The organism is Marinobacterium sp. YM272 (assembly GCF_050908845.1).
Lineage (GTDB): Bacteria > Pseudomonadota > Gammaproteobacteria > Pseudomonadales > Balneatricaceae > Marinobacterium_D.
The window spans coordinates 3,250,709-3,275,341 of sequence record NZ_CP194171.1 but is presented as its reverse complement, the minus strand read 5'-3'; the positions used below and the strand labels follow the sequence as shown (position 1 = coordinate 3,275,341).

The 24,633-nt window shown below is 57.3% G+C and carries 18 protein-coding genes; 11 read left to right on the top strand and 7 right to left on the bottom strand.

Going from position 1 to position 24,633, the window contains the following annotated elements:
- Nucleotides 1–57: 57 nt before the first annotated feature.
- Nucleotides 58–1,566, bottom strand: coding sequence for a malate dehydrogenase (quinone) (mqo, locus tag ACQUQP_RS14600; RefSeq protein ID WP_432695765.1), 1,509 nt, complete (start codon nt 1,564–1,566; stop codon nt 58–60).
- A 461-nt stretch (nt 1,567–2,027) separates the two neighbouring features.
- Entirely contained in the window at nt 2,028–3,416 is a 1,389-nt protein-coding gene (locus tag ACQUQP_RS14595) for a PhoH family protein (protein WP_432695764.1), read from the bottom strand.
- 197 nt (nt 3,417–3,613) lie between these two features.
- On the opposite strand from ACQUQP_RS14595, the gene ppnN reads away from it, so the two are divergent.
- Nucleotides 3,614–5,008, top strand: coding sequence for a nucleotide 5'-monophosphate nucleosidase PpnN (gene ppnN, locus ACQUQP_RS14590; RefSeq protein ID WP_432695763.1), 1,395 nt, complete (start codon nt 3,614–3,616; stop codon nt 5,006–5,008).
- On the opposite strand, the gene ACQUQP_RS14585 is transcribed toward ppnN, so the two are convergent.
- Nucleotides 4,995–7,439 (bottom strand): aldehyde dehydrogenase family protein, encoded by a 2,445-nt coding sequence (locus ACQUQP_RS14585; RefSeq protein WP_432695762.1) that lies wholly within the window; start codon nt 7,437–7,439, stop codon nt 4,995–4,997. The genes ppnN and ACQUQP_RS14585 overlap by 14 nt on opposite strands.
- Nucleotides 7,440–7,651: 212 nt before the next feature.
- Here ACQUQP_RS14585 and ACQUQP_RS14580 point away from each other — a divergent pair, with 212 nt between their 5' ends.
- The 8 genes from ACQUQP_RS14580 to ACQUQP_RS14545 all read left to right on the top strand — a co-directional run bounded on the left by ACQUQP_RS14580 (nt 7,652) and on the right by ACQUQP_RS14545 (nt 19,133).
- A complete protein-coding gene (locus ACQUQP_RS14580; RefSeq protein ID WP_432695761.1) occupies nt 7,652–8,593 on the top strand; it encodes a M23 family metallopeptidase in 942 nt (313 codons plus the stop codon).
- Nucleotides 8,542–9,027: a bactofilin family protein gene (locus tag ACQUQP_RS14575; protein WP_432695760.1), complete on the top strand. Its 486-nt coding sequence runs from the start codon at nt 8,542–8,544 to the stop codon at nt 9,025–9,027. Before ACQUQP_RS14580 ends, ACQUQP_RS14575 begins: the two co-directional genes overlap by 52 nt.
- Nucleotides 9,028–9,070: 43 nt before the next feature.
- Nucleotides 9,071–9,868: a class II glutamine amidotransferase gene (locus ACQUQP_RS14570; RefSeq protein ID WP_432695759.1), complete on the top strand. Its 798-nt coding sequence runs from the start codon at nt 9,071–9,073 to the stop codon at nt 9,866–9,868.
- Nucleotides 9,865–11,508, top strand: coding sequence for an AMP-binding protein (locus tag ACQUQP_RS14565; protein ID WP_432695758.1), 1,644 nt, complete (start codon nt 9,865–9,867; stop codon nt 11,506–11,508). Before ACQUQP_RS14570 ends, ACQUQP_RS14565 begins: the two co-directional genes overlap by 4 nt.
- A gap of 41 nt (nt 11,509–11,549) precedes the next feature.
- A complete protein-coding gene (hrpA, locus tag ACQUQP_RS14560) occupies nt 11,550–15,458 on the top strand; it encodes an ATP-dependent RNA helicase HrpA (protein WP_432695757.1) in 3,909 nt (1,302 codons plus the stop codon).
- Between the two features lie 363 nt (nt 15,459–15,821).
- Complete coding sequence (locus ACQUQP_RS14555; RefSeq protein WP_432695756.1) at nt 15,822–16,811, top strand: porin; 990 nt, start codon at nt 15,822–15,824, stop codon at nt 16,809–16,811.
- Nucleotides 16,812–17,232: 421 nt separating this feature from the next.
- Complete coding sequence (locus ACQUQP_RS14550; RefSeq protein WP_432695755.1) at nt 17,233–18,717, top strand: protein adenylyltransferase SelO; 1,485 nt, start codon at nt 17,233–17,235, stop codon at nt 18,715–18,717.
- 128 nt (nt 18,718–18,845) lie between these two features.
- On the top strand, nt 18,846–19,133 hold the full coding sequence (locus ACQUQP_RS14545) for an encapsulin-associated ferritin-like protein (RefSeq protein ID WP_432695754.1): 288 nt from the start codon (nt 18,846–18,848) through the stop codon (nt 19,131–19,133).
- Nucleotides 19,134–19,203: 70 nt separating this feature from the next.
- Here the strand turns inward: ACQUQP_RS14545 and aroQ are convergent, their stop codons facing one another.
- The 4 genes from aroQ to ACQUQP_RS14525 all read right to left on the bottom strand — a co-directional run bounded on the left by aroQ (nt 19,204) and on the right by ACQUQP_RS14525 (nt 22,488).
- On the bottom strand, nt 19,204–19,632 hold the full coding sequence (gene aroQ / locus ACQUQP_RS14540; protein WP_432695753.1) for a type II 3-dehydroquinate dehydratase: 429 nt from the start codon (nt 19,630–19,632) through the stop codon (nt 19,204–19,206).
- A 17-nt stretch (nt 19,633–19,649) separates the two neighbouring features.
- Nucleotides 19,650–20,918 carry a TRAP transporter large permease gene (locus tag ACQUQP_RS14535; protein WP_432695752.1) on the bottom strand — a complete coding sequence of 423 codons (1,269 nt, stop codon included), beginning with the start codon at nt 20,916–20,918 and terminating at the stop codon, nt 19,650–19,652.
- 1 nt (nt 20,919) lies between these two features.
- Nucleotides 20,920–21,393: a TRAP transporter small permease gene (locus tag ACQUQP_RS14530; RefSeq protein ID WP_432695751.1), complete on the bottom strand. Its 474-nt coding sequence runs from the start codon at nt 21,391–21,393 to the stop codon at nt 20,920–20,922.
- 72 nt (nt 21,394–21,465) lie between these two features.
- Nucleotides 21,466–22,488, bottom strand: a complete 1,023-nt coding sequence (locus tag ACQUQP_RS14525) for a DctP family TRAP transporter solute-binding subunit (RefSeq protein WP_432695750.1) — start codon at nt 22,486–22,488, stop codon at nt 21,466–21,468.
- A 407-nt stretch (nt 22,489–22,895) separates the two neighbouring features.
- Here ACQUQP_RS14525 and ACQUQP_RS14520 point away from each other — a divergent pair, with 407 nt between their 5' ends.
- Complete coding sequence (locus tag ACQUQP_RS14520; RefSeq protein ID WP_432695749.1) at nt 22,896–23,747, top strand: shikimate dehydrogenase family protein; 852 nt, start codon at nt 22,896–22,898, stop codon at nt 23,745–23,747.
- A gap of 197 nt (nt 23,748–23,944) precedes the next feature.
- The gene (locus ACQUQP_RS14515; protein WP_432695748.1) at nt 23,945–24,616 is read left to right on the top strand and encodes a GntR family transcriptional regulator; all 672 of its coding nucleotides are present in this window, start codon (nt 23,945–23,947) and stop codon (nt 24,614–24,616) included.
- Nucleotides 24,617–24,633 lie beyond the last annotated feature (17 nt).

Genomic DNA, 24,633 nt, shown 5'->3' with positions numbered 1-24,633 from the left:
GGATAGCCCGCTCGCCGGTCCGCCGCCAGTAGGCAGCGGGCCGACGCCGGGCTTCTGTCAGGCGGTCTCTGCTTTCTCGCCGGTCTCGGCCAGCTGCAGGACGTCCAGGGTGCGCTCGCGGATGCTGAGCAGCAGTTCCGGGTTATCGGCGAGGGACTCACCGTAGGAGGGCACCATCTGCTTCAGGCGCTCTTTCCACTCGCTTTTGCCGCGACTGCCGATGTAGCACTTCTCGATGATGCTCAGCATGGTGCACACGGCGGTGGATGCGCCTGGAGAGGCACCGAGCAGTGCTGCAATCGAGCCATCCGCTGCGGTGATCACTTCGGTACCGAACTCCAGCTTGCCGCCCTTGTCCGCATCTTTCTTGATGATCTGTACGCGCTGACCGGCGTGGGCCAGGGTCCAGTCTTCATCACGGGCATCGGGGAAGAAGTTGCGCAGCGCTTCGACACGAGAGCCGTGAGACTGCATCACTTCGCTGATCAGGTAGCGGGTCAGGTCCATGTTATGCATGGCGACGGAGAGCATCGGCTTGATGTTGCCGGCACGGATGCTTTTCGGCAGGTCAAGGATAGATCCCTGCTTCAGGAACTTGGTTGTAAAGCCGGCAAACGGGCCGAACAGCAGCGCGCGCTGGCCGTCGATGATGCGCGTGTCCAGGTGAGGGACCGACATCGGTGGCGCGCCGATTGGGGCTTTACCGTAAACCTTGGCCAGGTGTTTCTCGACGATCTCCGGCTTCTTGCAGACCAGCCACTGGCCGCTGACCGGGAAGCCACCATAACCCTGGCCTTCCTTGATACCGGACTTCTGCAGCAGAGGCAGAGCACCGCCCCCGGCGCCGAGGAATACGAACTGGCTGTTGATGACCTCTTTTGAGCCGGTTTCGGTGTTTTTAAGCGTGACGTTCCAGCTGCCATCTTCCTGCTTGTCCAGGTCGTGGACGATACGGCTCAGCAGCAGGTCGAAATTGGACTGGGTGCCCAGGTATTTCGCCATGGAGCGTGCCAGCTCGCCGAAGTTCACATCGGAACCGTACGTGACGCGTGTGGCGGCCACTTTCTCGGCCGGGTCGCGGTTTTGCATGACCAGCGGCATCCACTCGCGCAGCACCTCGGGATCTTCGCTGTATTCCATGTCCGCGAAGGAGGGAGTGGCGGAGAGGGTGGCATAGCGCTTGCGCAGGAAGTCGACGTTCTCTTCACCCCAGACAAAACTGATGTGCGGTGTGGGGTTGATGAACTGTCGGGGGGAGGGGAGTGCATTTTTCTCGACCAGGTAAGACCAGAACTGCAGGCTGACCTCGAACTCTGAGTTGATCTTGAAAGCCTTGGTCGTGTCGATGCTGCCATCAGGCTTTTTCGGGGTGTAATTCAACTCACAATAGGCGGCATGTCCTGTGCCTGCATTGTTCCAGCCGTCGGAACTTTCGTGGGCAACATAGTCGAGTCGTTCGACCATACAGATTTTCAGGTCAGGATCGAGCTGCTTGAGCAGCATCCCCAAGGTGGTGCTCATCGCACCAGCACCGACAAGCAACACGTCGACAGATTTTGTAGTCATAGGAATACGCCAATTGATAATAAACAATGGGATTCGTTACGCACCTGACAAGGGCTTTTGGCTCTGTAAACGAACATCGGTTCGTATTTCAGGTGTCGTCCCCCGGATCTGATCGCCCGGGTTGGGGCGGGGCTCTATCGCCTGCGGATCAGTCGGGGTGGGTCGCCGTTTAGTCGGCACCCTGGAGCAAGATTCCTGCAGCGCTATCCCGTTTATGACGCTAGTCGGCCGGATACAGCGAGTGAGGATTTATTTTTTAGTTGTAGTTTCACGGTTGTTGCGCTGCATTATAGGGATTCGAGTGCCAATTTAAACCTGTGAAATATGAGGTAAACCCCTGGAAACAGGTGGTTATATCCTGGAGGTCACGGTTGGCGCGGGATGGAGACGGATTAAGACTTTGGTCGGCAGGACTGATGGAGGGGGCTGAAACGCCGCTTTTGCGGCGTTTCAGCCGGCTGTTACAGCTGCTCTTCGGCGTATTCCGCGAGGCGGGAGCGGAAGATGCCTTCGAAGTGGATACTGGCGGACCCGTCGAAGGCGCGGAAGCGCTCAACGATATAGGTCAGACCGGAGGTCAGCGCGGTGAGGTAGTTCGAGTCGATCTGGGCCAGGTTACCCAGGCACACCATCTTGGTGTTTTTGCCGCAGCGGGTGAGGATGGTCTTCAGCTGCTGTGGCGTCAGGTTCTGGGATTCATCGATCAGCACGATGGCATTCTGGATGCTGCGCCCGCGGATGAAGTTCAGTGACTTGAACTGAATATTGGCTTTCTCGATGGCGTACTTCACGCTGCTCTGGGGGCGCTCATCATGCTCATGCATCGCCTCCAGGTTGTCATTTATCGAGCTCAGCCAGGGGGTCATCTTCTCCTCTTCGGTACCGGGCAGGAAGCCGATATCCTCGGCCACCGGCGGGGTCGAGCGGGTGACGATGATCTTGTTGTAGCGGCTCTCCTCGATCACCATTTCAAGGGCGCAGGCCAAAGCGACGAGAGTCTTACCGGAACCGGCGGCGCCGAGCAGAATGCTGAGGTCTATTTCCGGATCCAGCAGTGCATCCATGGCAAACGCCTGTTGCACGTTGATCGGCTGGATGCCCCAGCAGCTTTGCTGCATCAGGCGGTCGTAGCCCAGGTCCAGCAGGGTGACCTTGTCGTCGGTGACAGCGACCGTGCGCGCGGCAAAATCCTTGCTGTCATCGTAGATGTATTCGTTGGGGTAGGTGTCCGGCAGCAGGTTGCGGTCCACACGATGATAGGTGCGACCATCCTCCTGGTAGCTGTCGACCTCTTCGACACCTTCCCAGAAGGGTGTTTCCAGATGCTGGTGACCCGCCGGCAGCAGTTCGATGTCGGATACCAGCTGGTCGGTACGGTAGTCCTCGACCCGCTGCAGCCCTGCGCCAAGGGCCTTGAGTCGCATGTTGATGTCTTTGGTGACAAGGATCACCTGGCGGTGCGGGAACGTCGCCTGCAGGTGCAGGGCGCAGTTGATGATCTTGTTGTCCTTGTTGCGCTCGTCCGGGAGAAATCCCTGGCGGGTGGTCAGCTCGTGATCGGGGAAGATCGACAGTCGGCCGAGCTTGGTCACGCGCTCCTTGCCTTCCAGTTTTATCTGAACCCCTTTGGTGATCTGGCTGGCATCCTTGGCGGTGCTGATGATGTCGTCTATGGCGCGGATTGCGTGCCGGGCTTCGGCCGCGACGTTCTTCTTGCGGTCCTTGATATCGTCCAGTTCTTCAAGCACGGTCATCGGAATGGTGATGTCCTGTTCCTTGAATTCGTACAGGCACTTGGGGTCGTGCAGGAGAACGTTGGTATCGAGGATATACAGCTTGGACGCAGTCATCGGGCGGTTCCTTCTGCGGAGGGATCTGTCCTCAAAACTAATTCAACGCGTCTGGCTTTACAATCGTTCTCGTCCAAAAGCTTTCGCAAGTGCCTGTTTTAGTAGCCAAAGCTGACCAAAGGGTTCATATTGGGAGGGACCGTCCGGTTTTCGAAAAACCAGGAGATGTCCGCATTAGCTGTTCAGGGAGGTCGAACATGATGACCGAAGCTTTTGTAAACGCCAGTGTCACTCCGCTCGAAAGTCTCGACATGCTTTCTCCGTACGAAGTGGCAAAACTTCAGGATAAAAGCCAGGGAGGTCTCTATCGTCTGTTACGCCAGTGCGCGCTCGCGGTACTGAACTGTGGCAGTGAACTGGATAGCACCCGCATGGTGCTGGAACGTTTTCGCAAGTTCGATATCCAGATCAGCCAGAAACACCGTGGTGTTCAGCTGGACCTGGTTAACGCCCCGGCATCCGCCTTTGTTGATGGCGAGCTGATCCAGGGTATTCGTGAACACCTTTTCGCCGTGGTACGTGACCTGCTGTATGTCCAGGATGAGTTCAAGGACTGTTGTGACGACCTGGATCCCTCGCCGCTGACCACCAATCTCGTTTTCCATATTCTTCGCCACGCCAACGCGCTGCGCCCCCACGTCAAACCCAACGTGATGGTCTGCTGGGGTGGCCACTCCATCAACCGCGACGAATACGAGTACACCAAGAAGGTCGGCTATGAGTTGGGGTTGAGAAGGCTGCAGATCTGTACAGGCTGTGGTCCCGGCGCCATGAAGGGCCCGATGAAGGGCGCTGCCATCGCCCACGCCAAGCAGCGCAAGGCGGACCCGCGCTACATCGGTATTACAGAACCCGGCATTATCGCCGCCGAATCGCCCAATCCGATCGTCAATGAACTGATCATCCTGCCTGATATAGAAAAGCGTCTGGAGGCGTTTGTCCGCCTGGGGCATGGGATCATCGTCTTCCCGGGCGGTGCAGGTACTGCCGAGGAGATCCTTTACATGCTTGGAATCCTACTGCGTGAGGAGAACGCAGAGATTCCGTTCCCGCTGATCTTTACGGGTCCCGCCGGTAGCGAGGAGTATTTCGAAACGGTCGATCAATTTATCGCGGAAACCCTGGGTGAGCGCGCACGCAGCAAGTACGAGATCATCATCAACGATCCTCATGCTGTTGCCGAGAGGGCGAAGCAGGCGCTGACTGAAGTCACCGCGCACCGACGCGCGGTAGGGGAGTCCTATCACTACAACTGGCAGTTACATATTCCCCATTCACTGCAGCAGACCTTCGAGCCCACCCACGACAACATGGCGGCGTTGAATCTGTCGCGTAACCAGCCGGATTACGAGCTGGCGTCGCAACTGCGCTGTGCGTTGTCCGGCATCGTTGCCGGCAATGTCAAAGAGCCGGGGATTCGCGCCATCGAGGAGTTCGGCCCGTTCGATCTGCACGGGGAGCCGGCGATCATGCGCTCGCTGGATCGCCTGTTAACGGCGTTCATCGAGCAGCGGCGCATGAAGATCGACTTCGAGGATTACCAGCCCTGCTTCAGGATCGCAGCGCCGTTGGATCAGGTCACTCCAGATTGATCTGTTGCAGTCCGGGGCCGGACAGCCGCTGATACCGGATCAGCGATTTCAGGTAGTCCGCAGTGCCGGGGCGACGGCCAGTGCCAGACAGGCCAAGCCCTGCACCGGGGTATTCCATACTATTGGGGCAGAGCGTTGTCGGGTTGATATTCAGCTCGCCAACGCGGGCTCCTGTCAGCACCCGTCCGATCAGTTCTTCATCGCCACTGAACAGTGAAAGCGCCATGCCGGAGCCGGACCGGTTTATCTCGTCAAGCTTGCTGGCCAGCTCTGAGCGCTGAAAACGCACCAGGTGCAGGATCGGCGCTTCCAGCTGGACCTGCAGTTCGTCCAGGGTGTATAGCCGTAAAAGTGCAGGCGGGACGAAATATCCCTCCTCCAGATCGGGCTCGATCGAGCCCTGGGCGATCAACCGTCCTTTGGCGCGAAAACGTTCCAGGTGGAAGTAAGCGTTGTCCATCTGCTCCCGGCTGACCAGCGGGCCAATATCGGTATCACGTTTTTCCGGATGCCCCAGACGCAGGTGCTGGATCGCCTGGGCCAGGGCGGTCTCGAACGCTTCCGCCACCCTTTCTTCAAGGTAAAGAATGCGCAGCGAGCCGTAATGCTGGCCCGAGTGCGAAAAGGCGCCGCGCAACAGGCGCGGTAGCAGCTCATCCACCGACTGGTCTGCATCCAGAATGGCGGCGTGACGTCCGCCGGTGTCGGTCAGCAGAGGTACCAGCGGGGCGCCGGTTCGCCGCGTCAGCTTGTGCTGTATTTCGGCGGCGGCCAGGGCGCTGCCGCAAAACAGCAGAGCATCCAGGCGGTAGTCCTCCAGCAGCGAATCTCCCACCGAACCCAGGGAGCCCGGTACCAGGGCGAACTGTTCCCTTGGTACTCCGGCCGCAAGCAACTGCCGGAACAGCCAGTCTGCGGTCAGGGTCGCATGGGAGGCGGGTTTGATTAGCAGGGAGTTGCCGGTTAGCAGTGCTGCGCTGGTCATTGCGACGAACTGCAGAATCGGCTGGCTCCAGGGGGTGATGCCCAGCAGAGTGCCCAGGGGCAGGGGGGTAAGTTCGCAGCTGCCGGTGCTGTCACTGTGCAGTTCCTGCGCGCTGAGTACCTCAGGTGCCAGTTGCAGGTGTTGGTCTAGCAGTACGATCGCATCCTCTATCTCGTACAGACAGTCGTTGATCGGCTTGCCGGTTTCGCGCGCACAGAGCGTGGCGAGCTCAAACTGCTTGCCGAGCACGATGCCGGCGAATGTCTGCAGCTGCATGCGGCCCCGGTAAAGTGACAGCCGCTGCCCCGGTGTATGCCAGCTGCTGCAGACCTCGAACGCCTGTCTGGCCTGGGCTTCGGTAATCTCGACCTGTTGGCCCAGGGGGGTATCGATGGCCGCGGGTGTATAGCGGGTCGTCGCCTCGGTCAGCGGGTGTGCTTCGCCATCGATGATCGGTGCGGCGACGGGTGGTTCATGGGTGATCCCTTCCATGGTCCGTTTCAGGCGTTTCTCGATCTTGTCTATGCCGCGCAGGGAACAGGGGCGGTCGTTAAATCCAAGGTCTGACCTGGGCTTGGGTACAGGCGGTGGTTCGCAAAGAGAAACCGGCCAGCGCTGTTCCCGGTAGAGCGCCTCCAGCAGGGCTTTCAGCGAGGGGTCGGTAATCACCAGTTCCGGTATCAGGTGGCAGGCATTCCGGCTTTCCAGAAATGCGCAGGCGGCGGCCAGGTTCAACCGGATCGAGCGCCTGTCACTGAGCATCGGTGTTTCCTGTTTGGCATAGGTTCGCTGGTCGTTATTGAAGGGGCGCTCAAAAATCTGCACCTGCACGCGTCTGCTGCACTCGTTGCCGAGGCTTTCCAGATAGCCAAGAGCCGGCAGCAGACGTTTCGAGGTGGCACTGAGACCTATGCCCAGGGGGCCTTCCGTGGAAGGCTCCTGCAACAGTCGCGCGAGTATCATCAGCCATAGCTCGAGCTGTTGCTCAGTCGGTTGCTGAAGTATCAGGCAGACCCCTTCGGTCTGAGCGATCTGAACCAGGGCCACCAGCTTCATGGTCAGGCTGCTGAGGGCGCTTTCATCGGGATGCAGTGAGCAGTTGGGGTAGAGCGTCAATGGATCGATTTGCAGCTGGTGCGGCCTGGCATCTCTTACTGGCGATTCTGCCAGCCGCTCTATCTCCTGCAGGTAGCGGTTGAAATGATGATTGGCCTGCACGGTTGTATGCACCCGGGGGGAGTGCGCAGGGGGAGCGAATATCGATGGCGCCAATGTCTCCCGGGACCTGGTTGTCGCTGACTCGGTTCGAAACGTGAGTCCAAGCCCCTGCAGTTCATCGGCCAGCTGCCCGTCATCGGTCAGCGCCGCGCTAAACACGCCCTGCAACAGCTGGGACGGGCTCATCAGGCGAAACTCGTCCGAGAAATAAAGTGGCAGCGGTAGCATATTCTTTCCTTGTAAAAGCCCTTGCGGGATTAGATACGCAGTACTTTTGAAGCGTGGAATCGGTCGGCGTTCCGCAAACTGCAGGTGCCGGCAATCGCTTTGTCTGACGTCTCACAGATGTTTTACCGCAGGTGGTTACACTTTGTAGTGACGTCATTATGACATTGAGCCAGTTAGACGTTATATTAGCGCGATTTTATCTCTTTCCGCGGGTGTTAGTTTTGCGACGCAAGCTAGTGGTGACACTGACGACTGTGCATGGATCGCGGCAGTACACGCTCAATCAGCTGGCCAAGTATCTGGTAGCAGGCTTTCTGCTGATGGCTGCATTGAGCTTTTTCGTTTCCAACCTTCTTTTGGTTAAAACCACGGACGACCTTCTCGACCTGGAAGACAGCCACCAGCAGTTGGCTGACCAGTACGATCTTATGCTGGGTACGCAGCAGCTGTATCGCAGTGAGCTCAGTTCCCTGGGTGATGCGCTTTCGCAGATCTCCTATGAGCGTGATCAGCTCGCGCAGAAGAACCAGGTGATGGGAACCGAGCTGGGTAACCTGGAGTCTATGCTGGGGATCCTGAATACCGAACCCGGAACGTCCGAGGTGAGGCGGGCCGAGGTGGCGAAAGCAGCGGCCAAACAGCGGCTGTTCATGCTCTACGGGATTCCCAACGGCGTGCCGATTCAGAGTGAGCGCATCAATGACCGCTTCGGCATGCGCTACCATCCGGTGCTGAAAAAGAAGGTGATGCATCGCGGTATCGACTTCAAGGCCGGTATAGGTACGCCGGTCTATGCCACCGCTGACGGTGTGGTTGAGTTCGCCGGTTATAACAAGGGCAGCGGCTATGGCTACATGGTGCGCCTGACCCATAACCTCGGTTTTAAAACCTATTATGCCCACCTGAACAAGGTGCTGGTCGAACCCAAGACGTTTGTGCACAAAGGGCAGCAGATCGGACTCAGCGGCAACAGCGGTCGCTCCACCGGCCCGCACCTGCACTACGAAGTGCGCCACCTTTACACGGCGTTGGACCCCGAGCCGTTTATGAAGTGGGGTCTGGATAACTTTGAATCGATATTCACTGCCGTCGAGGAGGTTCCGTGGGAATCATTAAGCGCAATGTATCCGCTAAATCAAACCGCTCCGCAGTAACGATCATTGCGCAGGGTAATCGTTTCCACGGCGAAACCAGCATATCGGGCAAGATGCATGTGGATGGCGAATTTGAAGGCAGTATCGACTCCAGCGACGATATCTCCATCGGCAAGCAGGGCCGTATCTGCGGTCGTATCCGTGCGCATGCCGTTAATGTGAGCGGCGTGCTCGAAGGGGAGTTGATCTGTGACTCCCTGCATATTGAACGCGGAGGCCGGGTCTGTGCCAATGTCTTCTGTACGACGCTGTCGATAGACCCGGAAGCCACGTTCATCGGCGAGCGACGACTGCCCGGTCAGGACCGGCTCACCTGGGAGTCCGAGGCGCGCAAGGTGGAGCCGGAGCGGGTTGAACTGCTGGATGAATCCTTCGATCCCGACGACAATCTGATCGATTCGCTACCGGACCGTATTACGCTGTCACGCAATTAACAGGGATATAATAAGAAGTGCGGTTGTAAGGAGAGCACCAATCATGTGTGAACTGCTTGGCATGAGTGCCAACGTACCCACCGATATCTGTTTCAGTTTTGCCGGGCTCGTGCCTCGCGGAGGCGGCGTTGGTCCCCATAGGGATGGCTGGGGGATCGCCTTTTATGAAGGACGGGGGCTTAGAGCCTTTCATGATCCACAGCCCAGCGCAGACTCGCGCATCGCTGAACTGCTCGTCTCCTATCCGATTAAAAGCAAGGTAGTAATCAGCCATATTCGTCAGGCCAACGTGGGCGATGTCTGTCTCGCCAACACCCATCCGTTCAGCCGTGAACTCTGGGGGCGGGTCTGGTGTTATGCTCACAACGGACAGCTGGACAAGCAGATCTTCGACTGGCCGCTGACCTACTATAAACCCGTCGGTACCACCGACAGCGAGTATGCATTTTGCTGGCTGCTGGATCAGGTGCGCAGCCGCTATCCGGATGGGCCGCCAGAGCGCGAGAATGAACTTGCCGAACTGATCCACAGCTGTTGCGAAAAGCTGCGCGGCCTTGGGGTCTATAACCTGCTGCTCAGCGAGTCGAGCCAACTGTTCTGCTACTGCACCACCAAGCTTTCCTGGATCACCCGCCGGGCACCGTTCGGAGAGGCGCGCCTGAAGGATAGCGATATGGTGGTGGACTTCTATGCCGAGACCACTCCAAACGATGTGGTTACCGTGATCGCCACCGAGCCACTGACTGACAATGAGCAGTGGCAGGCACTCAAGACCGGTGAGCTGGTGGTCTTTGCGGATGGCGAGGTTCAGACCAGGCTGGGTGGGCAGAGCTGCGGATGAGTGACAGCCTCGGCCGCCTGGTCGTCGATCTGGCACAACAGCACGGAGACCGCCCCGCCTTTGGTCACCTGGGCCAGAGTATCAGCTATACCGAGGTTGAGGTGCTGTCCAGGCGCGTGGCCGCCTGGTTCCAGAATCACACCGACCTGAAGCCCGGCGATCGCATCGCGATTCAGCTGCCCAACTGCATGCAATACCCGGTCGCGCTGTTCGGCGCGTTGCGGGCGGGGCTGGTAGTCGTCAACACCAACCCGCTTTATACCGATGACGAACTGAGATCTCAGCTGCAGGATAGCGGGGCCCGGGCGTTGCTGGTTTACGACCCGCTCTCTGCGCCGGCGTCCCGTGTCCTCGGTGGCACTTCCATTGATTATGTGATCACCACGCAGATCGGCGACCTGCACCCGGGCTGGCGCCGCTGGGCGCTGAACTGCTACGCGCATTACCGGCGCCGCAGCCGGCGCAGAGTTCGTGGCAGTATCCCGTTTTCCCGGGTGTTGATGGCCGAATCCGGCTCCCACTGGCGTGCGCCCGATCCCCAGGAGCTGGCGCTGCTGCAATATACCGGTGGCACCACCGGGCCGGCCAAGGGGGCGATGCTGACCCATGAATCGCTGATGGCCAATGTGGAGCAGCTGAAGCAGCGTCTGCAGGATGCCCGGTTATCCCCGGAGATGAAGCTGCTCCAGCCGCTGCCGGTGTACCATATTTATGCGTTTATGCTGACTCTGCTGATGTATTCCCAGGGCAGCTATGTCGAACTGATTCCCGACCCCCAGGATGGCAAACGCCTGGCGAAGGCGTTCGACAGGGTCCGGCCAAGCTGTTTTGCCGGCATCAACCCGCTGTTTATTGCGCTCTGTCGCAACGCCGATTTCAACCAGCTCGACTTCAGCTCACTGCAGCTGACCATCTCCGGAGGCATGGCGCTCACCGAGTCGGCAGCGCGTCATTGGCGCGAAGTGACCGGCTGTGCCATTACCGAAGGCTATGGTTTGACCGAGTGTTCGCCGGTGGTCAGTGTGGCGAAACCCGGCGAGGAAAAGACCGGCAGTGCCGGTACGCCGCTGGCGGGTACCGACGTGCGTATCGTCGACGAAGCGGGTGAACTGCTGCCCAGTGGAGAAACCGGCGAGATACAGGTGCGCGGGCCGCAGCTGATGAAAGGCTACTGGAATCGGCAGGACGGTGGTGAGGGTCAGATGCTGGCGGATGGCTGGCTGGCCACCGGGGATATCGGCCAGCTCGACGATGGAGGCCAGATCCGCATCATCGATCGGCGCAAGGATATGATTATCGTCTCCGGCTTCAAGGTGTATCCCAGCGAGCTGGAAAATGTGATCAGTGCTCATCCCGATATACTAGAGTGCGCCGTTATCGGTCTGCCGGATGAAGAGTGCGGCGAGTTTATCAAGCTCTATGTGGTCTCCAAAAACCCGCGCCTGACCACCCGCGGCGTGCGTGAATACTGCCGTGAACGGCTGACCTCCTACAAGGTACCGCGCAGTGTCGAGTTTCGTCACGACCTGCCGCGCAACTCCATCGGTAAGGTGCAGCGTCGCGTTCTGCGGCAGGAAGCACTGCATGAACTGGGTCTGGATGAGCGCAGTGGCTCGCAACAGGCCGCGCGGCTGGGCTAGAATCCCGCCTCTGTTTTTCTTAACTCTAAGGTCGACGCGTTTTGACATCCGCCATCGCAGAACTTCGTTCCCTGATTCCCCAGTGCCGTATCGCTGATCGCTTTCGCCTGCGTCGGCGGCTCGATGAGCTTGCGCGCAAATCGGCGGGGGAGGCGGATACCGCTGCATTGGCCGAAGCGATCGCCGAATCCTGTGCCAAAGTTGAGTTCAAGCGCGCGTTATCCACCCGCATCAATTACCCGGACCTGCCGGTATCAGCCCGGCGCGAAGAGCTGCTGGAGGCGATTCGTGATAACCAGGTGGTGGTGATCGCCGGCGAGACCGGTTCCGGCAAAACCACCCAGATTCCCAAGATCTGCCTTGAGCTCGGATACGGCTGCGAAGGGATGATCGGCCACACCCAGCCGCGCCGTCTGGCGGCGCGCAATGTGGCGGCACGTATCGCTGAAGAGATGAACACCACGCTGGGCGAGCGGGTCGGTTACCAGGTGCGTTTTCATGACCAGGTATCGGACTCTACCCAGGTCAAATTGATGACCGACGGTATCCTGCTGGCGGAAACCCAGCACGACCGGTTCCTGGAGCAGTACGAGGTACTGATTATCGATGAGGCCCACGAGCGCAGCCTCAATATCGATTTCCTGCTTGGCTATATCAAACGGATCGTGCCGCGTAGGCCAAACCTCAAGGTGATCATTACCTCGGCCACCATCGATCTGGAGCGCTTCTCCCGGCATTTTGATAATGCTCCGGTCATCGAGGTATCGGGACGCACCTACCCGGTCGATACGCTCTATCGCCCCCTGCATGAAATGGAGGGCGAGGATGAAAAGGCGCTGGACCTACAACAGGGCATACTCGCCGCCGTCGATGAGCTGACCCAGATCGACCGGCAGAAAAAAGAAGCCGGCCCCGGTGATATCCTGGTATTCCTGCCCGGCGAGCGGGAGATCCGCGAAACGGCGGATCTTCTGCGCAAGGCGCAGCTGCGCGATACCGAGGTGATCCCTTTATATGCCCGCCTGTCGCTGAAAGAGCAGAACCGGGTCTTTCACGGTTCCCGCGCTGCGGGCCGGCGCATAGTGCTCTCCACCAACGTAGCGGAAACCTCGCTGACCGTGCCGGGCATCCGTTACGTCATAGACCCGGGGCTGGCACGCATTTCCCGCTACAGCTACCGCTCCAAGGTGCAGCGTCTGCCGGTGGAGGCGATCTCCCAGGCCAGTGCCAACCAGCGGGCAGGGCGTTGTGGTCGAGTGGCGCCCGGTACCTGTATCCGACTCTATTCCGAGGATGACTTTAATAACCGTCCTGAATTTACCGATGCGGAGATCCGCCGTACCAATCTGGCCGCGGTTATTCTGCAGATGCTGCAGCTCAAGCTCGGCGATATCAGTGACTTCCCCTTTGTTGATCCGCCCGATTCCCGTTTCGTCAATGATGGCTTCAAACTGCTCGAAGAGTTGGGGGCCGTGGATGGCAACCGCCGTCTGACACAGGTAGGTCGTCAACTGGCGCGTCTGCCGGTGGATCCGCGCATCGCCCGGATGGTGATCGAGGCGGCGCAATATGACGCGCTGAAAGAGGTGCTGATTATTGCCAGCGCGCTGAGTGTGCAGGATCCGCGAGAGCGTCCCCACGACAAACGCCAGGCGGCGGATGAGAAGCACAAACTGTACAGCGACGATCACTCGGACTTTATTACCCTGCTTAATCTCTGGAACCTGTTCGAAGAACAGCGTGAACAGCTGAGTCAGAACCAGCTGCGTAACTGGTGCCAGAAGCACTTTATCTCCTACATGCGGATGCGTGAGTGGCGCGATGTTCATCGCCAGCTTCATCTGAGTATCAAGGAGCTCAAACTCAGAGAGAACAGCGAACCGGCGGAGTACACACCGATCCATCGTTCGCTGCTGGCGGGCCTGTTGAGTCATATCGGTAACCTGGTTGAAAAGGGCGAGTATCTGGGTGCCCGTAACCGGCGTTTTCGCATTTTCCCGGGATCCGGGCTGTTCAAAAAGAACCCCAAGTGGGTGATCGCGGCGGAGCTGCTTGAAACCAGCAAACTCTATGCGCATCAGGTGGCGAAGATCGAGCCGGAATGGATCGAGACGCCGGCGGAGCACCTGGTCAAACGCAGCTGGTCCGAGCCGCATTGGGAGAAAAAGCGGGCCCAGGTGGTGGCGACGGAACAGGTGACCCTGTTTGGCCTGATCATCGTGCCCAAGCGTAAGGTCAATTACGGCCGCATCGATCCGCAGGCGGCCCACGAGATCTTTTTGCGCAGCGCGCTGGTTGAAGGCGAATTCCACACCCGGGCGGCTTTCTTTCACCATAACCGTGCGCTGCTCGACAGTGTCGAGGCGATGGAGTCCAAATCCCGTCGCCGCGATCTGCTGGTGGATGAAGAGACGCTGTATCAGTTCTATGCCGAGCGTTTCGAGCAGCTCGGTGGTGGCCAGGTGGTCAATGGGGCCGGCTTTGAAAAGTGGTACAAGAAGGTCGCCAAAGAGAAACCGGATCTCCTGAAAATGACCGAGGCGGATATTCTCCAGCGCTCTGCCGACCATGTCAGTGATAACGCCTATCCGGACCATATAAAGGTAGAAGGTGTGGATCTGACACTGGACTACCTCTTCGACCCGGCCTCTGACCGGGATGGGGTGACCCTGGTCAGCCCGCTGCCGTTGCTCAAGGTGCTGCCGCAAAAACGTATGGAATGGCTGGTACCGGGAATGCTGGAGGATAAGGTGGTCGCCATTCTTAAGGGGCTGCCAAAACAGGAGCGCAAATACTTTGTGCCGGTGCCGGATTATGCCCGCGCCTTCTGCGAGACCGTCGTTTTCGGTGATGGCGACCTTTACGAAGCGCTGAGTCACCAGCTGCTCAGAATGAGTGGCCATAAGGTGGATCCGGAGCTGTTGCGGAAGGCATCGCTGGAGCCCCATCAGCGCTTCAATATCAGGTTGACCGACAGCGAGGGTAAAGCCCTGGGTGAGAACCGTGACTGGGAACGCCTGAATCAGCGTTTTGCCGGTCAGGCTGAGCAGGCGATGCAGAGCGGTGGAGACAAAAGCTGGGGGGAAGAGGGCATCACCCGCTGGACCTTCGGCAGGCTGGAAGAGTCCGTTCACGTCAAGCAGGCCGGCGGCATCGAAATAGAGGCGTACCCGACCCTTGAAGAGTGCGGTGACACGCTGACCCTGAAACTGAGCAGCTCTGCCGATGAAGCGCAGGTCAAAACCCGTCGCGCCCAGGCTCGGCTGTTTCTGCTGAGTATCCCGGAAACGGTCAAGTATGTACGCCGCAAGCTGCCGGGCATGGATAAAATCCTTCTGCAAAGTGGAAAACGTTTTAACCGCAAACGTTTTGAAGATGAACTTCTGCTCAAAGCTGCCCTGCGGGCGGCAGAGCTGACAGACGATCAAATCCTGCGCAGTGAAAGTGAATTCAATCTTGCCCTGGAAAAGGTGAAAGGCAATCTGGCTGATCAGGCGGATGCGCTCTGTGAGTTTGCGCTGACCTGCCACCAGAGCCTGCACAAAATCGAGAAAGCGCTGAACGGACGCATAGATCTGCGGGCTGTTCCGGTGCTGAACGATATCAAGGCCCAGTTAAACGGCCTGATGCATGAGCGCTACCTGTCTGACACGCCGGACCCGTGGCTCAGCCAGTATCCGCGCTATCTCGAGGGCATCGAAATACGCCTGGAGAAATACCAGAGGGATCTGCGCCAGCAGGTACTCCTGTCCGATCAGCTGCAACAGTTTGAACAGCAATATAAAAAGCGGCTGGAAGAGGCGCGCTCTAAAGATGCGTTGAGTAGCGACATACTGGAGTTTCGCTGGTGGCTGGAAGAGTACCGGGTGTCGCTGTTTGCCCAGCAGCTTGGGACTCGCTTCAGCGTTTCTGAAAAGAGACTCAAAAAGCGTCTTCAGGAACTGGCCTGAGACTTTGAAAATTAACCGGGTAAAGTACTGGAAATCAGCCATTACAAAGGCTTGCACCGATCTGGGGGCTGTGTTGTAATGCGGTCAATTTAGGTGCTCGGAAGCATTAACGCGGTCGAGGCATTTAAGTACTCGCTTTAAAGTAGTTGCAGAGCAACAAGAAACACACGGCCAAGGCTCAAGTGTTCAGGTCTGCAGAAAAGGAAAAAGTGTTACAAACCAGATGATTGGCTTAAATCAAAAAAGTTCATTCACTGGTTTGAAATAATCAGGAACTATAGTATTTTCGTTAGTGGCACTCCGGTGTGCTGATGAAAAACTAGAATTCACTACTAGTAAGTTGAATACTGAAGGGGAAATTTGATGAAAAAGTCACTGATTGCTCTGGCTGTTGCTGGCGCGATGACCGCTCCGGTCGTAGCTCAGGCTGACGCTACTCTGTACGGTAACGTAGAAGTTGAAGGTGTTTTCGGCGACAACCAGGACGCTGACATCCAGATCGACGACGCTCGTATCGGTGTTAAAGGTTCTGACGCTACTTACATCGATGGCGTATCTTCTTTCTACAACATCGAACTCGAATACAACCCGTCTGGCACTTTCGGTGAAACTGACCCGGCTTCAGTTCGTAAGGCTAACGTTGGTCTGACCGGTGGTTTCGGTACTGTTATCGCTGGCCGTTTCACCAACCCGGTAGACGCTACTGAAGCGAACGACCTGTACTCCGAGTCTGTTTCTACTGACTACTTCATGAGAAACCCGGACCGCATCACTGCGGCTGCCTACATCACCCCGACTTTCGGCGGCTTCAGCGCTTACGCTGGTATCGCTGCTCAGGGTGACTCTGGCAAAAACTTCACTGAAAACGACAACGAAGACGTAGATGGCTACCTGGTTGGTGCTAACTACTCTATCGGCGGTTTCAATGCTGATCTGGGTTACTGGAACTTCGATGGCTCAGGTGACGTTGCTGGCCCGAACGCTGCTAACGATGCTGAGTACATTGGTCTGGCTCTGAGCTACGCTGTAGCTAGCTTCACCTTCACCGGTACTTACGCTGAAGCTGATAGCGTTGGCGCTGGCCTGATCGCTACTAACGCAGCTGTCAACACTGACCTGTGGACCCTGGCTGCCGATTACGCGCTGGAGAACACCAACTTCGGTATCTCCTACATGGAATACGACGAAGAAGCTAAAGGTTCTTCTGACGTAAACGCAGACGAGTGGGGCGTATACGTTTCTCACGCTCTGAGCAACAAAGCTTCCATCAAGGCTCAGTACACTTCTGCTGACACCGACGATGCTCTGGAAGTTGAAGACGTATTCGTTGTTGGTTACAACGTAAGCTTCTAATCTCTTCCTAAGAGATTGATCTGAGAAAAGGCTCCTTCGGGAGCCTTTTTTGCGTCTGGGGTTTTTCCAGGTCACGGCACATTTAATCCTGCTTTGCTCTGACTTTTCCCGTGCTTTATATTTCTGCTGAAAGAATCCAATCTAATAAACAGCTGTTTATTTAATAGCCGAATCGTTTATCGCTATTTGGCATTTCCACGTCGTTTATAAATCGTTTGTTACCTCTTGTTTTGCTCCTGTATGAGGGCGGCCGCTCTCTGGCCTGCGGTTTGCAATTCATCTCCCCGGCTGGTCGGTTTTAATACAAAGCAGATCTATTCCTTTCATCGGCCAGTCCCTACCAATATCCGGGCAGTGGATGTGGCTGAAAATAGTCGATAAAAATGCTAGGGTATTTTTGATTGAGAATATGAGGTTGGCGATGGATATGAAGGCTAAGAGTGCGGGGCTGGAAGGGCTGAATTTTGATAACTCCTATGCCCGGTTGCCGGAACGCTGGTACCAGCGCAGGGAGCCGATGCCGCTCAAAGGGGCGCATCTGGCCAGTTTCAATCCGCAGGTGGCGGCGATGCTCGGTCTAGATCCCTGTGAACTGGACCCGCGCGAGCTGGTGCCGTTTCTTAACGGCGATCAGCCCATACCCGGTGCCGATCCGCTGGCTATGAAGTACACCGGGCATCAGTTCGGCTTCTATAACCCGGATCTCGGTGATGGTCGTGGTCTTTTGCTGGGTGAGGTGGTTAATCCGGCAGGTGAGCGGCTGGATATTCACCTGAAAGGTGCCGGTCGTACTGCGTTTTCCCGCTTTGGGGATGGCCGTGCGGTGCTGCGTTCCAGTATCCGTGAATACCTGGCTGGCGAGGCGATGGCGGGGCTGGGTATACCGACCACCCGGGCACTGTGCCTGATCGCCAGTGAGCAGTTCACCCAGCGTAACGGTATGGAGCCCTGTGCACTGTTGGCCCGGGTAACGCCCTGTCACATCCGTTTTGGACATTTCGAGTACTTCTACTACACCCGCCAATACGACGAACTTAAAGTACTGGCGGATTACTCCATCGAGCGTTATTACCCGGATTGCGCGAAAGCTGACAACCCCTATCTAGCGCTCTATCTGGAGGTCCAGGAGCGTACCGCCGAGCTGGTCGCGCTCTGGCAATGCTACGGTTTCGTTCATGGCGTATTAAACACCGATAACATGTCGATCCTCGGTGAGACCTTTGACTATGGTCCCTACACTTTCCTGGATCAGTACATCCCTGACTTTGTCAGTAACAAGAATGACCACGAAAGCCGTTACGCCTTCGAAAAGCAGCCGGAGATCGTGCTCTGGAATCTGAGTGCCTTTGCCCAGGCCCTGGTGCCCCTGGTGCCCCAGCAGGAGCTGGAACAGGCGCTGACAACTTTTATGGGGCGATACCGGTACTATGAGCAGAAACGGATGCGCGCACGGCTGGGGCTGCAGCAGGAGGAGTCGGGTGATGCGGAGCTGATCGCCGGGCTGAAAAAGCTGGCTGCAGAGCAGCGGCTCGATATGACCCGTTTCTTCTACAGGTTATCTGAGCTAGGTGATGGCGATGATGCGGGTCTCACCGATCTCATGGCGCTCAGTCCCGAGCCTTCGGCGCTTGCCGATTGGGTTGAGGCTTATCGGCAGCGGCTGGCACGGGAGGTGGCCAGTGCGCCTATCCGCCAGGCGCAGATGAAGGCGGTGAATCCGCGTTATATCCTGCGTAACTACATGGCGGAAGAGGTGATCCGCGCGGCTCATGCGGGGGATTACAGGCCGCTGAATGATCTCTTGCCCCTGCTGCGTGATCCTGGATCCATCCATCCGAATCTTGATCATTACGCCCAGCAGCCGCCGGATTGGGCGGGTGCGATCTGCCTGACCTGTTCGTCTTGATCGAGTTACCTTGGCTGGCCGTAAGCCGTTGCAGGTACTAGGGTACAGATGCAGGTTCAAAGTGCGTCAGGGCTGCCGGGCTCTACGGCGGCCGGTATCAGGTTGGCAGGCACCAAGGAGATTCCGCTATGGCAAACGAAGGCTACCATGAGCCGATAGAAGAGCTGTCCGATGAAACCCGCGACATGCATCGTGCGATCGTATCACTGATGGAGGAGATCGAGGCGGTGGACTGGTATAACCAGCGGGTGGATGCCTGCAAGGATGCGGAGCTGAAAGCGATACTCAAGCATAATCGCGATGAAGAAAAGGAGCACGCGGCGATGGTGCTGGAATGGATCCGCCGACGGGATCCGACTTTCGATAAGGAATTAAAGGATTATCTGTTTACCGACAAGCCGATTGCTCACGGCTAGCGTTTAAGATCCCGGGGGGCACAGGCTTAGCGCGTGAAACGCAAGCCTGTGCCCCCGGGGTACATCTTTTTTACTCGGCGAAGTAATCCAGTGCCAGCAGGTAACCGAGGGTGCCGAGGCCCGCGATAACGCCTTCGGCCCTGGAGGATACATAGCTGTGGTGCCGGAACCCTTCGCGCTTGTGAATGTTCGAGATGTGAACCTCCACAACTGGGTTGTCGAAGGTGTTCAGCGCATCCAGAATGGCTACGGACGTGTGGCTATACGCCGCCGGGTTGATAATGATGCCCGCTGCCTTTTCCCGCGCCTCGTGAATCTTCTCCACCAGAGCGCCTTCATAGTTGCTCTGGAAAAACTCAACCTCCAGCGACTTGCTGGCCGCTTTCTCCCGCATCCGTGTTTCGACATCCGCCAGCGTTTCGCTGCCGTAAATCTCCGGCTGTCGCTTACCCAGCAGATTCAGGTTGGGGCCGTTGAGGACGTAGATCAACTTGCTCAAGTGTTTGCTCCTTAGCCTTAGAATCCGAACAGTCGTGGCAGGAAGGTCACGGTCTGCGGGACAAATGTGATGATCGCCAATACTAGCAGTTCTACGAGGAACAGGGGCATGATGCGGCGCGACAGGGCGCCTATGCCCACATTGGCGATGGAATTGGATACGAACAGACAGATGCCCATCGGCGGCGTGATCAGGCCGATCATCAGGTTAAAGATAACGACGATACCGAAGTGAACCGGATCGATGCCGAAGCTCATCGCAATCGGGTGCAGAATCGGCAGCAGGATCAGCATCGCGGCGATCCCTTCCAGGAACAGGCCGACCACGAGCAGGATAACGTTCACCATCAGCAGGAACACCCAGGGGCTGCTGATCTCGGCAAGCACCATCTCGCTGACTTTCTGCGGTACCTGGGAGAAGGTCAGCATCCAGTTGGCGAGTGAGACCACCGCAATGATGATCAGGATCACCGAGGAGTCGCGCATGGCGGTAACAAAGATGCGTGGCAGCTGGCTGATTCGCAGGCTCTTGAGGATGAACATGCCGGCGAGCAGGGCATAGCCGCCGGCGAGCGCGGCTGCTTCGGTCGGTGTCACGATACCGGTGAGGATGGAGCCGACGATAAAGATCGGCATGAACAGCGGTACCCAGGCATCGATCAGCGCTTTGAAACGATCTTTCCAGGGCAGGGGCTCATGCTGCTGCTCGTAGTGGCCAGCGAAAGTGCGTACGTAAACGGACAGGCCGATCGCCAGCAGAATGCCGGGCGCAACACCCGCCAGGAACAGGGCAGGTACAGATACACCGGAGGTGATCAGCGCGTAAATGATCACCGGGATACTGGGCGGAATCATCGGACCGATGACCGAAGACGCAGCCGTTAGTGCAGCGGCGAAGTCCCGCGGATAGCCGCGTTTCTCCATCTCGGGAATGAAGATGCGGCCCAGGGCTGAGGTGTCCGCTACGGCGGAGCCAGACAGGCCGGCAAAGATGACCGATGCCCAGATGTTAACCTGTGCAAGCCCTGCGCGCATATGGCCGACACAGGCGCTGGCGAATTTGATGATACGGCTGGTGATGCCGCTTTCGTTCATCAGCTCGCCGGCGAGGACAAAGAGTGGAATCGCCAGGATGGCGAAGGAGTCCAGGCCTGCAAAAATGCGCTGGCTGATCAGGCTTGTCGGAAATGGCGTGTCAGCCATGTGGGTCAGCACGGCCAGAAGGATGGCAAATGCAACGGGGCTGCCTATCACCAGCAGGATAAGAAGTACGATAAAACCGATCATGTTATGCCTCTGCCTCGTACCGCTGAGCCTTGAAGTGGGAGGGGATCTGGATCAGGGCGGCGATGACCAGGCACACGCCGCCAACCACCATTGCCGACTGGAAAACGCTCATCGGCAGGCCGGTACCCGGGGCGTCAATGCCGCCGCGTTTCATGACGAACAGATAACCGGACCAGGCCAGTACGCCACCTGTTCCCAGGGTGATCAGGTCCAGAACCAGGTTCAGAATGCGGGTGATCACCGTGGGAATGCCGCTTTTCAGGAAGCCAAACTTGACGTGGATGTCTTCCAGGTAGCAGAGAACCATGCCGAACATGGTGCCGTAGATCATGCCGTATTTGGCCACTTCTTCACTCCACTGAATCGGTGAATTCAGCAGGTAACGGGAAAGGCTACTGATCAGCACAACGCCGAACACGACGGCAAGCGATCCGCCGGTGGCAAAGGCCAGGAATTTTTTAAACAGAGATTTCATAGGGGTCTGCCCGGGATAAGCGTTCAGGAGGCTGGCGCCGAAGACCCCCTTCAGCGCCAGTTGGAGGGATTATCAGTTAGCCGTTGCATCCTTAACGGCGTTCAGTGCTTTGTCGATCCATTCCGGTTCGATTTCAGTTTTCAGCCATTCGATAACGGCGGGCTGGGCTGCAGCCTGGAACTTGGCCTGTTGCTCGGCGCTAAGGGCGGTGATCTCCATGCCGTTGTCGGCCAGTTCACCGAGGCCTCGGGCGGAGTTCAGCTGCTGGATTGCGCGACCAACGGTACCTGCAATTTTTGCTGCCTGACTGACCAGGGCCTGATCCTTTGCGTCCAGACCCTGGAACAGGTTTTCGTTGATCACCAGGAAGTCAGCACCGTAGATGTGCCGGTCCAGCGTGATGTATTTCTGCAGCTCATAGAACTTATTGGCTGCGATCACGCTTACCGGGTTTTCCTGGCCATCAACCACGCCTGTGGACAGGGCAGAAGGCACTTCGGGCCAGGCGATAGGTGTGGGTTCGCCGCCCATGGATTTCACCATCTCGACAAACAGGGGCACGGTCATGACGCGGATCTTCAGACCTTCCAGATCCTTGGGTTCGCTGACCGGGCGCTTGGAGTTGGTGAAGTTGCGGAAGCCGGTTTCGCCGTACGCAAGGGTGCGCAGGCCGGTTTTCTCCAGGCAGTGCTGGGACAGGTCCTCACCAAACTGACCATCCAGTACTTCCCAGGCCACAGGTGCAGAAGGGAAGAGGTAAGGGGTGTCGAGTACCGCTGCTTCTTTACAGACTTTGCTGAAAGCGCCAGAGACCATCACCATGCTCAGTGTGCCATCCTGAGCGGACTGGATCAGATCGGTTTCACCACCTAGCTGGCCGTTCGGGTAAACATTCACCTCGATACGACCGCCGGACTCGGCTTCGACAACTTCCTTGAATACCTGGGAGGCGGCTCCTTTTTTCGATGTTTGCCACTCGGGCGGATCGACGTGAGCCAGGGTCAGGGTGATATCTGCAGCGCTGACCTGGGTGGACAGGAAGCCTGCGATAACGGGTGTGGCCAGGGCGGCGAGTGCCTTCTTCGAAAACTTCATGAGCTGTTTTCCTTATTGTTTTCTAGCAGAGGCGCGTTAGAGCCTGAGGGTGCCAGCGCCGACTGCTGTTGTCGTTTTGTTTGCCGGAGGACCTCTGCGGGTCGTTTCACCAGGGGTGTGGATTTTACCGGCCTAATGCAAAGCATTGTAGGAGGCTAGCAATACAATTGACTAGGGTCAAGTTTGTAGGTTTAATTAAAAAATACCCTATATTTTAGGTTTTGCCATATACTTTGGCCGCTGGCTGCCGTCAGTTGTCAAAACGCTGGAGAGAGAAACCAGCAACTTCGGTTGTTACGTTACAAGGATAGCTCCTTGGCGGAACGACGCTTATGCCGCACGAAATGTTCTAAAGTTTTGCTGAAAGTACAAAGTCGGCCCGTGTTAAACAGACAGGAGAAGAAGAAATGATCAAGCTGGGTCTCATTGGACAGTCGATCGCCAAATCCCGCGCCCCCGCTTTGCACATGCTGCTGGGAGAGGTCTACGGAGTCGATGTGAGTTATCAGCTGCACGAGCCGCGTGACGAGAGTCCCGAAGCGTTTGCCGAAACGCTGGAGCAGATGCGGGCGGAAGGTTATAGCGGTACCAATGTCACTTTTCCGTATAAACAGATTGCCGTTTCTCATGCTGACCAGGTTAATGATGCGGTCAAGCTTGTCGGCTCAACCAACACCCTTTCGCTGCGTGATCAGGTGAGTGCCGCGAATACCGATTACACCGGTTTCATCCGTGGCTACCGCGGGCGCCGGGGTGATGCGCCGGCCGGTCGTGTGCTGATTATCGGTGCCGGCGGTGTCGGCCGTGCTGTCGCATTCGGTGTGTTTGACGTGGGCGCGACAGAGGTTCTGTTATTCGACCTTAATGAAGCGGGTGCCCGTTCGCTGTGTGACGCATTGAATGCGTCAGGCAGGAAGGCCCGTGTCGTTGGCAAGGAAGAGCTCGCCGACGCGGCACGCAGCGCAGATGGCCTGGTCAACTGCACGCCGATCGGTCATTACAAAACCCCGGGTAATCCGCTGCCGCTCGAGCTGTTTGGCGGTCAGGCCTGGGCGTTCGATGCGGTGTATACACCGCTGGATACCGAGTTTCTCAAGGCGGCTCACGGCAAGGGTCTGGAGCTGGTTTCCGGGTTTGACCTGTTTATCTACCAGGGGCTCGATGCCTTTGAAATATTTACCGATATGAAGGTGGACCCGGCAGAAGCGATCAAACGGTTCCGCGAGGAATTTGATATTCATAGCGATCTGATCGACTGAGTTTAAACGTTCTCTTTGCCATCAGGCTTGGCCTCGGCGCTGATGGATTGGCCTGTTTACCTGCAAGGCCTTTTTGCTGGGGGGGGACTCCCCCCCTGTTTTTTTGCGGGTTCAGATAAGGCGTAAACGCCGGGCGCGGCTTTCATGTCCCGACTGGTGTAACATGAGGTAAAAACACAGAGGTGCCGGTGACCGGTATGAACATTAGTGTGGAACGTAAGCTTGTAGGGCAGTCGGCTTACGAACAGATCCGCAGCCATATCATGCAGGGAAAACTGTCTCCCGGGCAGAAGCTCAAATTGAACGCCTTGCGCGTCGATTATGGCGTCAGCGTAAACACCTTGCGCGAGACGCTGATGCGCCTGGTGTCTGATGGTTTTGTTGAAGTTGAGGGGCAGAAGGGATTCCGGGTCAAACCGGTATCGATCCAGGATCTTGAGGAACTCGTTGAGCTCCGCCGTACCCTGGAAACCCTGGGGTTGCGCAAGTCGATGGCCAACACGGGCGGGCAGATGGACTGGAAAGCGAAGCTGATCAGTACCCATTATCGTCTGGGCTGTATGGAAAAACTGATGATGGAGGATGAGACCGCTCACGTTCAGGAGTGGGAGCGTGCCGATCGCGAATTTCATCAGGCGATTGTTTCCAACTGCGGCTCCAATCAGTTGATGCGATACCATGCGCAGATTCTCGAGCTGTCCATGCGTTATCAGCTGTTGGCTCTGAACAAACGCCCCTTCCGTGGTCAGGCGGCAGCAGAGGAGCATCGTCAGCTGCTCGACGCGTTGCTCGGCGATGATGTCGAACTTGCAGTCGAAGTGCTGAGCGATCACATCAGTAAAGGGGCGCAGAAGATCCCGGAGCTCTGATCAGTTTTACTGATACG